Below are 14301 nucleotides of genomic sequence, written 5' to 3' on the forward strand. Positions count from 1 at the left end.
GATTCGGACTTGTTTTTTGCAGTGCGACATAATTCCTTAGGAGGATAGCGCAGCGCAGCATCGAGCCGCATGATCACCTCAACTCCGTCGGCCGCCCTTTCGCGGCGCAAGGCGGCGAGGAAGACCAAGGGGAGAGAGCCATGTCCAAGCCGCAGCCTGTTCCGCACCGCCCGCTGAAGGATCTCTACGAACTGAACGAGCTGCCGCCGCTCGGGCATGTCCCCGCCACCATGTATGCCTGGACCATCCGGCGCGAGCGCCATGGCCCGCCGCAGGAGAGCTTCCAGGTCGAGGTCGTGCCGACCTGGGCGATCGGCGAGGAGGAGGTGCTGCTGCTCGTGATGGCTGGCGGCGTCAACTATAACGGCATCTGGGCCGGGCTCGGCCAGCCGATTTCGCCCTTCGACGTCCACAAGGGATCGCTTCATATCGCCGGCTCCGATGCGTCCGGCATCGTCTGGGCCGTTGGTTCCAAGGTGAAGCGCTGGAAGGTCGGCGACGAAGTCATCGTCCATTGCAACCAGGACGATGGCGACGACGAGGAGTGCAATGGCGGCGACCCGATGTTCTCGTCCTCCCAGCGCATCTGGGGCTACGAGACGCCGGACGGCTCCTTCGCCCAGTTCTGCCGGGTGCAGTCACGCCAGCTGATGCAGAAGCCGAAGCACCTCTCCTGGGAAGAGTCGGCTTGCTACACGCTGACCCTGGCGACCGCCTACCGCATGCTCTTCGGGCACGCCCCGCATACGATCAAGCCGGGCGACAACGTGCTCATCTGGGGGGCGTCGGGCGGGCTCGGCGTCTTCGGTGTGCAGCTGTGCGCGGCTTCGGGCGCCAACGCGATCGGCGTGATTTCGGACGAGAGCAAGCGCGACTACGTGCTCGGCCTCGGCGCCAAAGGCGTGATCAATCGCAAGGAGTTCAATTGCTGGGGCCAGATGCCCAAGGTCAATTCGCCCGAATATACCGAATGGACCAAGGAGGCTCGCAAGTTCGGCAAGGCGATCTGGGACATCACCGGCAAGAAGGATGTCGATATCGTCTTCGAACATCCCGGCGAGGCGACCTTCCCGGTCTCCTGCCTCGTCGCCAAGCGCGGCGGGATGGTCGTCTTCTGCGCCGGCACCTCGGGCTTCAACATCACCTTCGACGCCCGTTATGTCTGGATGCGGCAGAAGCGCGTGCAGGGCTCGCATTTCGCCCATCTCAAGCAGGCGAGCGCCGCCAACCAGTTCGTGCTCGACCGGCGCGTCGACCCCTGCATGTCCGAGGTCTTTCCCTGGGAGAAGATCCCGCTCGCCCACCACAAGATGTGGAAGAACGAGCATGCTCCCGGCAACATGGCCGTGCTGGTCTATGCCCCGCGCACCGGCCTGCGGAATTTTGACGATGTCGCGGAGGCGCTTGGCGGCTGAGCCGCGCGCGGCCGGCGAAGGCTCTGTCAGGACCGCCTCACCAGCCTGATCCGCGGGAAGCGCCCCGTCCAGGCCGGGATGCGTCGCGCGCATGTCCCCGGCCGGCTAGCGCGCCAACAAATGTTTCGACTACGGTGACGCAAGGCCAGATCCACAACGGATTCGGCCGGGACGCTTCGCGACGGCTGACCCTTGCTCCCTGAAGCGCCCGCAAGACTGGCAGGTGAGATTTATGGCGCTTCATCGTTTCGTCCCGCATTCCTATTCCAATGTCATGGCCACGCTGCCCCCGGTCCTCACGGTCGCCAGCGGCGACACGATCGTGACGACGACACTCGATGCCGCCGGCATCGACCATGAGGGCGTGCAGCGGGCCCCGCGCGGCAACCCGATGACCGGTCCGTTCGCCGTTGCGGGAGCAGAGCCGGGCGATGCGCTGATCGTGACGATCGACAGGATGACGCCGAACCGCAAGACCGGCTGGACCTATTCGCCACTCTCGCAACAGGTGGTCGATCCGCGCACGGTGGCCGAGCTGCCGAAKAGCGAGCGCTTCGAATGGGCCATCGACGCCGAGAAGGGCACAGTCAGGCTGATCGGCGCCTCGGAGCGCATCTCGGGCTGGAGCTTTCCGCTGGCACCGATGATCGGTTGTTTCGGCGTGGCTCCGGCCGGCGGCCAGGCGATCTCGACTGCGACCAGCGGCTCCTATGGCGGCAATATGGACTATCGCCGCTTCGGGCCGGGCGCGAGCATCGCTTTCCCGGTTTCCGAGGCGGGCGGGCTGTTCTTCCTGGGGGATGGCCATGCCTGCCAGGGTGATGGCGAGATCGTCGGCACCGGCATCGAGACCAGTTTCGAGATCGCGTTCACCCTGCATCTGCGCAAGAATGCGCCGGGCCGGTGGCCGCGTTGCGAGACCGCGACCGAGATCATGACCCTGGCCAGCGGCCGCCCGCTCGACCAGCCGCTCCAGTTCGCGACGACCGAGATGCTCCGCTGGATCGTCGACGACCTCGGTGTCGATACCGTCGAGGCGAGTCATCTGCTCGGCCAGTTGGTCCGTTACGACGTCGCCAACATCTTCAACCCCGCTTATTGCGTGGCCTGCCGGCTGGAGAAGAACGACATCACCAGAGCGATGTCGCTGCTCGGCAAGTAATCCCTGGCGAGGCGTCGCCCGGCTGGCAGTCCAGGGCAATAACGGTCGGGCAAGAGCTCAGCCGGCCTGTAGCGGCTTGCGATAGAACACCACCCGCTCGGTTTCCTCGAAACCGAGCGCCTCATGCGTCTGCTGCGAGACGGCATTGGACAGATCGGTGTCCGAGGCGAGTTCGACGCAGCCATGGCCCTTTGCCCAGGTCTCGACGGCTGCGCAAAGTGTCCGGGCGACGCCGTGGAGCCGCCGGCCGGGCGCGACATAGATTCCTTCGAGGAAGCCGACGGGCGAGGTTTCGCAGCCATTGACGTAGTCGTGCCGCAGGGCGGCCTCGGCAAGGCCGATGGCCAGGCCAGCATCGTCCCGCGCGATGAACGCCGTATCGTTCGGGCTTGCGAGAATGCCTGCGGCTTCGTCGCGATGCTCCTGCGCTGTCGAATCCGGCCACAGCGCCAGGCGCAGCCTGACCCAGTCCTCCAGCATCTCATCCGTGCAGGTTTCGATCAGCATCGGACCAGCCGCGTCCCTCTTGCCAGTTGGATCGGCAACAATGCGGTCGCGCCCGCCGGTCACGACGCCAGGCGTTCCAGCATGGTGTAGGGACCGCCCTTGTAGGTGGTGCTTCCGAAGGGCCGGTATCCGAACTTGTCCGCCAGGCGCAGCGAGGCGACGTTTTCGGGGGTGATGATGCAGACGGTGCGGGCAGGGGCGTGCGTGCGGGCAAGCCAGTCATGGCTCGCGGCGACCGCCTCCGCAGCCAGGCCCCGTCCATGCGTCGAGCGCGCCATGATCCAGGAGGCTTCCGGGAATCCGTCGAAGCGCTCGCCCAGGCCGCGGTGGAAATCGGCGAGGCCGACATCGCCGACCAGTTCGCCGCTTGCCTTGTCGAAGACGGCGAACATGCCGTAGCCGAGCAGCGACCAATGGCCGGCATAGCGCAGCAGCCGGTTCCAGCCATCCTCCCGCGACAATTGCGGCACGGCAATGAACCGGAACAGGTCCCGGTCCGAAAACATCGCGTACCAGGGTTCGAAATCCTCCAGCGCGTGAGGGCGCAGGAGCAGGCGTGGTGTCTCGATCATGGCGGGTCAGAAAGCAGCAGCACGACTCGGCGTCAACGCAGGAGAACGCCCTAGAGCCCCGCGATCGCTTCGCCGGGGTCGGCCCTTGGCGCCCGCGCGATCGCGAAGGCAGCGTTCAACTCCGCGCCATAGAGGAAGATCGCGGCGAGCCAGTACAGGAAGACGAGCGCGATCATCGCCGTCGCAAGGCCGGCATAGGTCGTGACATAGGCACCTGCAAAGCCGTCGAGATACCAGCCGAAGCCGAGGCCGCCGACGAGCCAGAAGGCGAGGGTGACGAGAATGCCGGGCCAGAGCGTCCGGATATGCGGGGCGCGGGCCGGCAGCGTGCTGTGTGCGACGATCAGCGCCAGCACGATCAGCATGGTCGCGCCAGCGACGCGCAGGAAGCTGAGCAGGATGGAGAGTGGCGCCAGCCAGGGCGCGAAGCCGATCAGCCAGCGCAGGACCAGCGGCCCGAGCACCACGAGAAACGCGAAGGAGAGCATGAACACGGCGCCGCCGATCACGTAGAGGATCGATTCCAGCCGTGTGTGCCACCAGGCCCGCCATTCATAGGCCTCGTAGGCACGGTTGAGGCCGATGCGCAGCGCCTCGACGCCGGACGACGAGAAATACAGCGCCAGCAGCGCGCCAAAGGTCAGCGCGTCGCTGCGGACCGCCGTCAGCACCGAGCGCACCTCGCGTGCGATCGGGATGGCGATCTCCTTGGGCCAGGCCTCGAGCAGCAGCGCGGTTGCCTCATCGGCCGCATTCTGCGTGCCGAAGACGCCGCCGAGCGCGGTCACCAGGATCAGGAAGGGGAAGAGCGACATCAGCACGGAGAGCGCGATATGGCTCKCGATCGCCCAGGAATCATGGGCGAGGAAACGCTCGAACGCGAGGGAGGGGACGGACAGCAGCGACATGCGGAGACTCGGGCGAGCGGGCGCTGATTGTGACCTCAACCCGCCCCGCCGTCATCCAGGCTCTGTGCCCGATCCACCCGCGGCCCCTCGCTGGCCCGGCATGACGCATTCGTTCCCTCCCCCGGACATGCCGTCCCGGCGTCGTCGGACGGMGACAAGCGCTTGCTCCGGGATTATCAGGGCGATCAGCGAAAGCCGGTGCCCATGCTCGAATCGCCCCTGTTCCTGCGCGTCATCCCGCTCGTCTTCACGCTTCTCTGGTCGAGCGGCTGGATCGTTGCCGGCTATTCCGCGCGCTATGCCGACCCGCTGACCTTCCTGGCCGTCCGCTATGCCTGTGCCGGCCTGCTGCTCATCGGCCTGGCGCTCGCCGTCGGTGCCCCCTGGCCGAAGGGCCGCCGCGCGATCATCGACTGCATCGTCACCGGTATCCTGCTGCATGCCGTTTATCTCGGCGGCGTCTGGTGGGCGGTGCGCCATGGCCTGCCGGCCGGAGTTTCCGGCCTGATTGCCGGCCTTCAGCCCGTGCTGACTGCGCTGTTTTCCCCCCTTCTGGTCGGCGAACGCATCTCGCCGGTGCGCTGGGCCGGGATTCTCTGCGGTTTCCTCGGCATCGCCCTGGTGCTCGAGCCGAAGCTGGTCGGCGTCGATCCGCAGGCGCTCGCCGGCATCCTGCTGCCGGTCGGCGTCAATATCGTCGCGATGTTCGCCGTGACCTTCGGCTCCTTCTATCAGAAGAAGCGCATCGTCACCGGCGATCTGCGGACCGTGACCGCCTGGCAGTACACCGCGGCCTTCCTCGTCACGCTGCCCGTCGCCTATGCGCTCGAACCGATGCGGATCGAGTGGAACCTGACCATGGCCCTGGTGCTGGCCTGGTCGGTCCTGGCGCTCTCGCTCGGTGGAATCGGGCTCTATCTCTGGCTGATCCGGCGTGGCGAAGTCTCGCGCACCGCGACCTTCCTCTATCTCGTGCCGCCGGCCGTCGCGGTCGAGGCCTGGTTGCTCTTCGGGGAGACGCTGACGCCGCTCCAGCTCGTCGGCATGGCTGTGGCGGTGCTCGGCGTCGTGCTGGCCAGTCGAAAATAGTCTGGCCCCCAGCCGAAAGGTGGATTTCGGATTCGCCAGGTTCTCTCCTATGCTGCGTCGCAACAAAGGGAGAGAGATCATGAGCGCCAACGTCGCCCGCCACTCCGAGGCCCCTGGCTCCGCCGTCGAGCTGATCGGTGCCGCGCTGCCAGGCTTCGAGACGCTGCTCGACCAGGCGATCGCTGCGGTACGCCAGAAGGTGCTGGTCGACGGCAAGATCTCGTCTTCGAGGCTCGAAGCCGAGCAGCACGCGGCGCATGGCCTGTCCTGGCTCGCGACCTATGTCATGGCGTTGCGAGAGCTGAAGGCCTATGGCGAGCGCCTGCAGGTGGAGGACCGCTACGGCGCCACCGAGGATTACGCGCTGCGCGTCGGCGCCGGTGAATATGCAGCCCAGATCTTTGGCGGCATCCCGATGAGCCAGGGCGAGATCGTCAGGCTCCCGGCGCTCGGCCTTGGCCAGAAGTCGATCGCCGCCGCGCGTGGCGAAGCGGCGGAAACCCTGATCTCCGAGGGCAACACGCCGGAAAACCGCGCGCGCCTCGTCGCCTTGTTCAGCCAGTCGCAGGGGCTCGCCAGTGTCGGCGATCCCGGCCTCGACGAGACCCTGGAAGCGATCCGCTCCGAGATGCGCCGCTTCTGCGAGGCGGAGGTGACGCCGCATGCGCACGAATGGCATCTGGAGAACCACTACATCCCGATGCCGGTCGTCGAGAAAATGGCCGAGCTCGGCGTCTTCGGCCTGACCATTCCCGAGGAATTCGGCGGCATGGGCCTCAGCAAGGTCTCGATGTGCGTCGTCTCGGAGGAGCTTTCGCGCGGCTATATCGGCGTCGGCTCGCTCGGCACCCGCTCCGAAATCGCGGCCGAGCTCATCCTCTGTGGCGGCACGCCGGAGCAGAAGGCGCATTGGCTGCCGAAGATCGCCGCGGGCGAGACCTTGCCGACGGCCGTCTTCACCGAGCCCAATACCGGCTCGGACCTCGCTTCGCTGCGCACCAAGGCGGTGCGGGATGGCGATGTCTTCAAGGTCCATGGCAACAAGACCTGGATCACCCATCCCGTTCGCGCCGATATCATGACGCTGCTTGTCCGCACCGATCCGGACGCACCGGGTTATCGCGGCCTCTCCATGCTGATTGCCGAAAAGCCGCGCGGCACGGACGAAGATCCGTTCCCGGTTGCCGGACTGACCGGCGGCGAGATCGAGGTGCTCGGCTATCGCGGGATGAAGGAATACGAGCTCGCCTTCGACGGTTTCGAGGTCAAGGCCGGGAACCTGCTCGGTGGCGTCGAAGGCCAGGGCTTCAAGCAGCTCATGCAGACCTTCGAGGCGGCCCGAATCCAGACGGCGGCGCGCGCCATCGGCGTGGCGCAATCGGCTTTCGATCTGGGGCTGCGCTATGCGCAGGAGCGCATCCAGTTCGGCAAGCCGCTGATCGCCTTCCCGCGCGTCGCCGACAAGCTCGCGATGATGGCGGCTGAAATCCTGATCGCCCGCCAGCTCACCTATTTCGCCGCTCGCGAGAAGGATGCCGAGCGCCGCTGCGACCTCGAGGCCGGCATGGCCAAGCTGCTCGGCGCCCGGGTTGCCTGGGCCGCCGCCGATAACGCGCTGCAGATCCATGGCGGCAATGGTTTTGCGCTGGAATACCCGATCAGCCGCGTCCTCTGCGACGCCCGCATCCTGAACATTTTTGAGGGTGCGGCGGAGATTCAGGCGCAGGTGATCGCACGGCGGCTGGTCGAGGGCTGACAGCCCCCGGACCCGCCGGAGGAAGCCGGCTGTGTTTGCATCGGCTTTTCCGAAAACCGCAATCCACTTTTCGGGTCGATGCGTTAGCGCTTCGCCTTCCCGGCAGGCTCCAGGGCGGTCGCGCCATCGAACGGGTAGGCCGCGCCGGAGACCTCGATCGCCACATGCGTTCCCGGCTCCGGCGGGGACAGGTCGGATGAGCGCAACTGCAGCAGGGTGTCCGTATCCGCATCGAGCGCGATCGTGACGAGGCTGCTGGCGCCGCCGAACTCGACCTCGACGATCCGCCCTCCGGTGCCGCCAGCGAGCTCTGAGGCGGCCGATGGCCGCAGGCGAAGCTGTTCGGGGCGCAGCAGGATCGTTGCCGGGCCGCGCCGGGTTCGGTCGGTGATCGCAATCTGCCCGAGTGCGCAGCGCGCCGCGCCATCGGCCAGCTCCGCCTGCAGCAGGATCGCGTCGCCGAGGAAACGAGCGATCGCGGGGTTGCGGGGTTGCATGTAGAGCAGCCGCGGCGGCCCGGCCTGGACCAGCCGGCCCTCCTTCAGAACGACGAGCTGGTCGGCGAAGCCGAGCGCTTCGCCCTGGTCATGCGTGACGAGGATCGCGGTCACCGCGAATTCTCGCAGCACGTCGGCCACCTTGCGGCGCATGGTCTCGCGCAGCCCGGTATCGAGGGCGGAGAAGGGCTCGTCCAGAAGCATCAGCCGCGGCCGCCGGGCGAGCGCACGGGCGAGGGCGACGCGCTGCTGCTGGCCGCCGGACAACTGGTGGGGGCGCCTCTCAGCCATGCTGCGCGGCAGTTCGACAATGTCCATCAGCTCTGCAATCCGGGCATCCCGGTCGGTCTGGTTCCGCGTCAGCCCAAAGCCGATATTCTCGGCGATGCTGAGATGCGGGAACAGGGAGCCGTCCTGCGTCACGACGCCGATCCCGCGCAGATGCGCGGGGACGCCAAGCCCGCCATCGACGATGATCTCGTTGCCGATGGTCACGGTGCCCGCAGCGGCCGTCTCGAAGCCCGCGATGATGCGCAGCAGGGTCGTCTTGCCCGATCCCGAGGGGCCGACGATCGCGGCCCGTATGCCGGGCGCGACCGAGAAGCTGATATCGTCGAGGGCAAGCGTCGCGCCGTACTGCTTGCTCAGGCCGGAAACGGTCAGGACGCTCACAGGCCGTTCGCCTTTCGCGACTGCCGGTGCAGCATCACGGCCATCGGGATGGAGAGGATGATCATCAGGACCGCATAGGGCGTCGCCGCGACATAGTCGATCTCGCCGGTCAGCGACCAGAACTCCGTCGCCAGCGTCCGCGTCCCATTGGGCGAGAGCAGGAGCGTGGCGGTCAACTCCGTGGTGATGCCAAGTCCGACCAGCGCCATCGCCGCGCCAAGCCCGGGCGCGGCCAGGCGCAGCGTGACCTGCAGCACCGCCAGCAAGGGCGGCCGCCCGAGCGCCGAGGCTGCCCATTCGAGCTCGACCGGCACCTGCGCGAGGCTGCCGCGCAGACCGATCAGCGCGCGCGGCAGGAAGATCAGCGCATAGGCGACGAGCAGCATGAACCAGTTCTGGTACAAGGGCAGCGCCACGCGGACGGTGATCGTGACCAGCGCGAGCGCGACGACGATGCCCGGCAGCGAGCCGACATAGACATGGCAGGCTTCGAGCCGCCGTTGCCAGAGCCCCGGCCGCCGCACGCACAGCCAGGCGATCGGGATAGCGGCAGCACTCGTGAGGGCGGCGCCGGCCACGGCATAGAAGACGGTCGTGCCGAAGGCGCCGACGAGATCGGAGATCCGCCAGGCGTCCGCTCCGCCGAGAACGAGCCAGCGTCCGAGCGTCAGGCTGGGGACGCCGAGCGAGAGCAGTGCATAGGTGAGAAGCAGGCCGAGGCACGGCAGCGTCCAGATTCGGCCGGGCTTCAGCCGGGGAGCCGTACGCGGCGCCCCACTGCCGACGCGGGCCTGACGTTCACGGCCGCGCAATGCTCGGTCGAGCACCAGCAGGCCGAGACAGCACAGCACCAGCACGCCGGCCAGCATGTTGGCTGCCGGACCGTTATAGCTCGACTGGAACTGGTMGATGATCGCCGTTGCGAAGGTGTCGAAGCGGATCATCGCGAACAGCCCGTATTCGGCCAGCAGGTGCAGGCCGATCAGAAGTGCTCCGCCGGAAACCGGGAGGCGCAGCTGCGGCAGCACGACCTGGGTGAAGACCTGGCGGGGCGAGCGTCCGAGGGAGGTCGCAATCTCTTCCAGCGCCGGGTCGAGCCGGCGGAGCTGCGCTACCACGGGCAAATAGATGAAGGGCGTATAGGCCAGTACGGAGATCAGGGTCGCGCCGGGCAGGCCATGGAGGTGGGGGGCAAAGCTCGCCCAGGCATAGCCCTGGACGAAGGCCGGTACCGCCAGGGGCGCGACGGCAAGCCATGACCAGGCGCGTGCCCCGGGGATCGTCGTCCTCTCGGTGAGCCAGGCGAGCAGGATGCCGAGCGCAGCCGCGGCCGGGACGACGCAGAGCTCGAGCAGCAGCGTGTTCAGCAGGAGTTCGCCGACGCGCGCGCGGAAAACCAGCGCGATGACCGTGTCCGCGCCGGTCTGGATGGTGATCGCGATCAGGAACGCGAGCGGTGCCAGGCAGAGCAGGGCGACAAGCGCGGCTGCAACCGTCACGGCCTCGTTCAGGCGCCCGTGCAGCGGCCGCAGGGCTGGGTGTCTCTGCAGCGACGTGCTGACAGCGGGCTCGGATACCGTGCTCATAAGATTCTCGATTTGCACGGGCAGCGATGGCGGCTCGCTGCCCGGCAGAGGGGCTGTCAGAGCAGCCCGGCCTTGGTCATGAGTTCGGTGACCGCCTTGCTGTCAAGCTTGGACGGTTCGACCTTCGGCGCTTCGAGTTGCGGCAGGGGCACGAGCTTGGGGTTGGATTCCGCGCCCTTGGCGACGGCATACTCGAAGGAATCCCCGATCCTCAGGATGTCCTGGCCACCCTTGCCGGCGACCCATTTCACGAAGGCCTCGGCCTCCGGCTTGTGCTTGCTCGAGGCCAGCACACCGGCGCCGGAGACGCTGACGAAGGCGCCTGGATCCTGGTGCCGGAAATAATGCAGCGCGACATTGCCGCTGTTCTCGGCGGTCTTCGCCTGATCGCCGAAGAAGTAATAGTGGTAGATCACGGCGCCTTCGACTTCGCCCGTATTCACCGCCTTCATCGCGACGCTGTTGCCGCGATAGGGCTTGGAGCCCGCCTTCATCGCCTTGAGCCAGGTCGCGGTCTCCGCCTCGCCCTTGAGGACGAGCATCGCACCCACGATTGCCTGGAAATCGGCGCCGGACGGCGAGGCGCCCCAGCGATCCTTCCAGGCCGGTGAGGCCAGATCCATGATCGACTTCGGCAGCTTGTCCTCGCTCAGCTTCGTCTTGTCATAGGCGAAGACGGTCGAGCGAGCCGCAACGCCGAGCCATTTTCCATTGGCCGGACGCAGCGCGTCGGGGACGAGGTCCAGCGTGGCGGGCGAGAGCGGGGCGAACAGGCCGGCATTGTCGACCAGCACCATCGCGGGCGAGTTCTCGGTGATGAAGACATCGGCCGGGGAGGCCGCGCCTTCCTGGACGATCTGGTTGCCGAGCTCGGTATCGCTGCCCTTGCGGTGCGTCACCTTGATCCCGGTTTCCTTGGTGAAGGCGTCCGACCAGGCTCGCGTCAGGCTCTCATGCTGGGCGTTATAGACGACGATTCCCTCGGGGCTGGGGGCCGGCGCCGCCTGGGCGAGCGCAAAGCTCGAAACCCCGGACGAGAGGATGCCCAGCATCAGGGCGGACGCCAGATGTCGGAAGGAGAAAGCCATGGCGTGTCTCTGGGTTGAAATCTATCGGCGCGACAGTTGATGTCGCGCGAATACGTATTGGCATCAAAAATATCGCTGTCAACGAAGATGACAGTTATTAGAATTCATCTAAACTGAGGTTTGGGAAGGTAAGATGATTTGCCGACAGCTTACTCTCTGTATTAACGACTGTTTGCTGTGCGTGATGTCGTAAGGTTGTCTTACAGAAGACGGTACTTCACGAATCCGTCACCACCATCGCCAGCCGGTTGCGCCTTCAAATCAGCTGGCAGTTTTCCGGCTGCGGCTGGCGAAGTCAGGAAGGTGACGTTCACGCCGGCCGGAAGTGCTACTAGCGACCAGTTGCCATCGGCCTTGGGTTCGATCGTTTTCTTCTCGATGATGTAGCGTACGATCACGTCGCGGTTGAGATCGGGCGCCTCCAGCACCACGGTCGTCCTGGTGCCGGGAAAGTTCCCGCCGCCCGAGGCACGGTAATTATTGGTCGCGATGATGAACTCGGCCTGGTCGTCGATCGGCTTGCCAGCATAGGCGAGGTCAACGATGCGGCGAGCGTCGCGCGCGACAAGCGCGCCATTGCCGTCATAGCGCGAGGGCTGGGTCACATCGATCCGGTAGGTCACGCCGTCGATCACATCGAAATTGAAGGGGGGGAAGCCGGGGTCGATCAGCGGCTGCTCCTCGGTCTTGGCCGGGTCGATGCGGTTGAAGATGCCGGCCGAGCGCTCCAGCCACTCGCGCACCTCGGCGCCGGTGATCTTCACCACCTGCACGGAGTTCGGGTACAGGTAGATATCGGCGACGTTCTTGATCGCGATCGGGCCGGCCGGGATATCGGTGTAGAAGCTCGGCCCCGCGCGGCCGCCGGACTTGAAGGGCGCGGCCGCAGAGAGCACGGGCAGCCCCTTCCACTGCGTCTGCGCCATCAGGCCTTCCACATAGGCCGTCTGCGCCTCGGCCACGATCTGGACCGAGGGATCGTCGGCAACCAGCGCGAAATAGCTGTTGATCGGGCTCGCGGTGGAGCCGACCGGCTCGCGCATATAGATCAGCGTCGCCTCGTGATCGGCCTTCACGGTTGCGAGCACCGATTGTTCGGTGGCGGCCTTCGACACGATCTTGCGGTCCGGCGTGCGCTCGAAGATCGGGCGCGGTTCGACCTTGAAGGCGGCAACCTTCCAGCGCCCGTCGCGCTTTTCCAGTTCGAGATCGATCAGTCCGAGATGCGACCCCCAGAAGCCGGGCTGGCAGGCCGGCTTGCCGTGCAGAGAGCCCAGCTTGTTGTCGACGCCCTCGATGCCGTCAAAGGCCTTGCCGCCCGGGAAAACCAGATGCTGGTGGCCGGTCAGGATCACGTCGATGCCGTCGAGCCTGGCGAGATGCAGTGCCGCATTCTCCTCCATGCCCTTGCGAACGCCGCCTGCGATGCCGGAATGACAGAGCGCGACGACCAGGTCGGGTCCGGCCCTGAGCAGGTCGGGCAGGTGCTTGCGGGCGGCATCGACGATGTCGGTTGCCACCAGCTTGCCGTCGAGATTGCCCTTGTCCCATTGCATGATCTGCGGCGGCACGAAGCCGATCACGCCGATCTTGAGCAGCTGCCTCTGGCCGGCCTCGTCCTCGAAGCTCTGGTCGAGCATGATCCAGGGGTCGATCAGCGGTGTGCCTTCGGGGCGCGTGACATTGGCGCAGACCAGCGGGAATTCCGCCTTGGCGAGGCCGTTCTCGAGGAACGGGAGGCCATAATTGAACTCGTGATTGCCGAGCGTACCGCAGGCATAGGGCAGGGCGTTCATGGCAGCGAGCATCGGGTGCGTCTCGCCGGGCTTCAGCCCCTTCTTGTAGGCGATGAAGTCCCCGAGCGAAGAGCCCTGCAGGAAGTCGCCATTGTCGAACAGGATGCTGTTCCTGGCTTCCGCCTGCGCCAGCTTGATCAGGCTCGCCGTCTTGGCGAGGCCGACCGTGTCGTCGGCGGCGTCACGAAAATAGTCGTAGGGCACGACATTGACATGGAGATCGGTGGTCTCCAGCACGCGCAGCTTGAGCTTCACGGGGCTCTGCGCAGCGAGGCCGGAAGGCAGCGTCGCTGCGGCGGCCATGGCTGCTCCGGCCTTGAGGGTTTCACGGCGGCTGAATTCGGTTGCGCGTAACATCGGACCCAGCCTCTGGATATCTGTTCTGAATGTCGCGAGGCTAGAGCATGCTGCGAAAAACTGGCAACGGTTATTCGCATAAAGCATGCTCTAAACTATTAGAGTCGACCGCGTTTCCTGCGTTTGGATGATTTCGTCCAAACGCAGCTTGGGCGAGCATCGTGCCGGTCGTATGGCACGCCAAAGATGAGTGGCTGCTTGCAGCTCTCCCGCCTTGCTTGCCTGGACGCGTCGGCCGATGGCAGGCTTCGACAGGAGGCGCCCCGCATGATCCTGATCGGCCAGTATGATTCCCCCTTCGTGCGGCGCGTCGGCATCGCATTGAGGCTGTACGAACTGCCCTTCGAGCATCGGCCATGGTCGGTCTTCGGCGATGCCGAGAAGATCCGGCCCTACAACCCGCTGACGCGCGTGCCGACGCTCGTGCTGGATGACGGTCTCGTGCTGGTCGAAAGCCACGGGATGCTCGACTATCTCGACGGTCTCGTCGCCGCCGAACGCCGTCTGTTCCCGGTCACGGAACCGGCCCGGCACCGGGCGGTGCGCACGGCCGGGCTGGCGATGGGCTTCGCCGAGAAGGCCGTCAGCCTGTTCTACGAGTTGAAGCTGCATCGGGAGGTGTCCCAGGTCTGGGCCGAGCGCTGCCGCGCCCAGATCCTCGCGTCGCTGACCGTCCTGGAGACAGAGCGCAGCCAGCACAGTGCAAGCGGTGCGTTCGCCGGGCGTGTCGGGCACGCCGATATCGCGCTTGCGGTGGCCTGGCGCTTCCTGATGGAGGCCCATCCCGGTATGGCCTCGCCCAGCGACTACCCGACACTTGCCGATGAGGCCGCAAGGCTGGAAGCGCTGCCGGTCTTTCAGGCGATCGCGCAGCCCTTCATTCCTCCGGCCTGACC

Annotated in this window: 12 protein-coding genes; 5 read left to right on the forward strand and 7 right to left on the reverse strand. The window is 66.1% G+C overall.

Going from position 1 to position 14301, the window contains the following annotated elements:
* The first annotated feature begins 140 nt into the window (after nucleotides 1-140).
* A complete protein-coding gene (ccrA, locus tag AC1DIO_RS21820) occupies nucleotides 141-1415 on the forward strand; it encodes a crotonyl-CoA carboxylase/reductase (protein WP_441504814.1) in 1275 nt (424 codons plus the stop codon).
* Nucleotides 1416-1647: 232 nt separating this feature from the next.
* On the forward strand, nucleotides 1648-2577 hold the full coding sequence (locus AC1DIO_RS21825; RefSeq protein WP_476854060.1) for an acetamidase/formamidase family protein: 930 nt from the start codon (nucleotides 1648-1650) through the stop codon (nucleotides 2575-2577).
* Nucleotides 2578-2634: 57 nt separating this feature from the next.
* On the opposite strand, the gene aac(6') is transcribed toward AC1DIO_RS21825, so the two are convergent.
* The 3 genes from aac(6') to AC1DIO_RS21840 all read right to left on the reverse strand — a co-directional run bounded on the left by aac(6') (nucleotide 2635) and on the right by AC1DIO_RS21840 (nucleotide 4564).
* Nucleotides 2635-3081 carry an aminoglycoside 6'-N-acetyltransferase gene (aac(6'), locus tag AC1DIO_RS21830; RefSeq protein WP_476776511.1) on the reverse strand — a complete coding sequence of 149 codons (447 nt, stop codon included), beginning with the start codon at nucleotides 3079-3081 and terminating at the stop codon, nucleotides 2635-2637.
* A gap of 62 nt (nucleotides 3082-3143) precedes the next feature.
* Nucleotides 3144-3656: a GNAT family N-acetyltransferase gene (locus AC1DIO_RS21835; RefSeq protein WP_441504812.1), complete on the reverse strand. Its 513-nt coding sequence runs from the start codon at nucleotides 3654-3656 to the stop codon at nucleotides 3144-3146.
* A 50-nt stretch (nucleotides 3657-3706) separates the two neighbouring features.
* Entirely contained in the window at nucleotides 3707-4564 is an 858-nt protein-coding gene (locus AC1DIO_RS21840) for a YihY/virulence factor BrkB family protein (RefSeq protein WP_476854061.1), read from the reverse strand.
* A gap of 204 nt (nucleotides 4565-4768) precedes the next feature.
* Here AC1DIO_RS21840 and AC1DIO_RS21845 point away from each other — a divergent pair, with 204 nt between their 5' ends.
* Entirely contained in the window at nucleotides 4769-5653 is an 885-nt protein-coding gene (locus AC1DIO_RS21845; RefSeq protein ID WP_441478411.1) for a DMT family transporter, read from the forward strand.
* A gap of 79 nt (nucleotides 5654-5732) precedes the next feature.
* A complete protein-coding gene (locus AC1DIO_RS21850; protein WP_441504811.1) occupies nucleotides 5733-7409 on the forward strand; it encodes an acyl-CoA dehydrogenase family protein in 1677 nt (558 codons plus the stop codon).
* Nucleotides 7410-7492: 83 nt separating this feature from the next.
* Here the strand turns inward: AC1DIO_RS21850 and AC1DIO_RS21855 are convergent, their stop codons facing one another.
* The 4 genes from AC1DIO_RS21855 to AC1DIO_RS21870 all read right to left on the reverse strand — a co-directional run bounded on the left by AC1DIO_RS21855 (nucleotide 7493) and on the right by AC1DIO_RS21870 (nucleotide 13405).
* Nucleotides 7493-8578 (reverse strand): ABC transporter ATP-binding protein, encoded by a 1086-nt coding sequence (locus AC1DIO_RS21855; RefSeq protein ID WP_476854062.1) that lies wholly within the window; start codon nucleotides 8576-8578, stop codon nucleotides 7493-7495.
* Nucleotides 8575-10164, reverse strand: coding sequence for an ABC transporter permease (locus AC1DIO_RS21860; RefSeq protein WP_476854063.1), 1590 nt, complete (start codon nucleotides 10162-10164; stop codon nucleotides 8575-8577). The genes AC1DIO_RS21855 and AC1DIO_RS21860 overlap by 4 nt, the downstream gene beginning before the upstream one ends.
* A gap of 56 nt (nucleotides 10165-10220) precedes the next feature.
* Nucleotides 10221-11216, reverse strand: a complete 996-nt coding sequence (locus tag AC1DIO_RS21865; protein WP_476854079.1) for an iron ABC transporter substrate-binding protein — start codon at nucleotides 11214-11216, stop codon at nucleotides 10221-10223.
* A 236-nt stretch (nucleotides 11217-11452) separates the two neighbouring features.
* On the reverse strand, nucleotides 11453-13405 hold the full coding sequence (locus AC1DIO_RS21870; protein WP_476854064.1) for a bifunctional 2',3'-cyclic-nucleotide 2'-phosphodiesterase/3'-nucleotidase: 1953 nt from the start codon (nucleotides 13403-13405) through the stop codon (nucleotides 11453-11455).
* A gap of 267 nt (nucleotides 13406-13672) precedes the next feature.
* On the opposite strand from AC1DIO_RS21870, the gene AC1DIO_RS21875 reads away from it, so the two are divergent.
* On the forward strand, nucleotides 13673-14299 hold the full coding sequence (locus AC1DIO_RS21875; protein ID WP_476854065.1) for a glutathione S-transferase family protein: 627 nt from the start codon (nucleotides 13673-13675) through the stop codon (nucleotides 14297-14299).
* Nucleotides 14300-14301 lie beyond the last annotated feature (2 nt).

This window comes from Allobosea sp. 05T439, assembly GCF_056396005.1.

Coding starts and splice junctions, on each gene's coding strand:
- ccrA (WP_441504814.1), top strand. CDS start 141: ATGTCCAAGCCGCAGCCTGTTCCGCACCGCCCGCTGAAGGATCTCTAC.
- AC1DIO_RS21835 (WP_441504812.1), bottom strand. CDS start 3,656: ATGATCGAGACACCACGCCTGCTCCTGCGCCCTCACGCGCTGGAGGAT.
- AC1DIO_RS21870 (WP_476854064.1), bottom strand. CDS start 13,405: ATGTTACGCGCAACCGAATTCAGCCGCCGTGAAACCCTCAAGGCCGGA.
- AC1DIO_RS21845 (WP_441478411.1), top strand. CDS start 4,769: ATGCTCGAATCGCCCCTGTTCCTGCGCGTCATCCCGCTCGTCTTCACG.
- AC1DIO_RS21865 (WP_476854079.1), bottom strand. CDS start 11,216: ATGCTGGGCATCCTCTCGTCCGGGGTTTCGAGCTTTGCGCTCGCCCAG.
- AC1DIO_RS21875 (WP_476854065.1), top strand. CDS start 13,673: ATGATCCTGATCGGCCAGTATGATTCCCCCTTCGTGCGGCGCGTCGGC.
- AC1DIO_RS21850 (WP_441504811.1), top strand. CDS start 5,733: ATGAGCGCCAACGTCGCCCGCCACTCCGAGGCCCCTGGCTCCGCCGTC.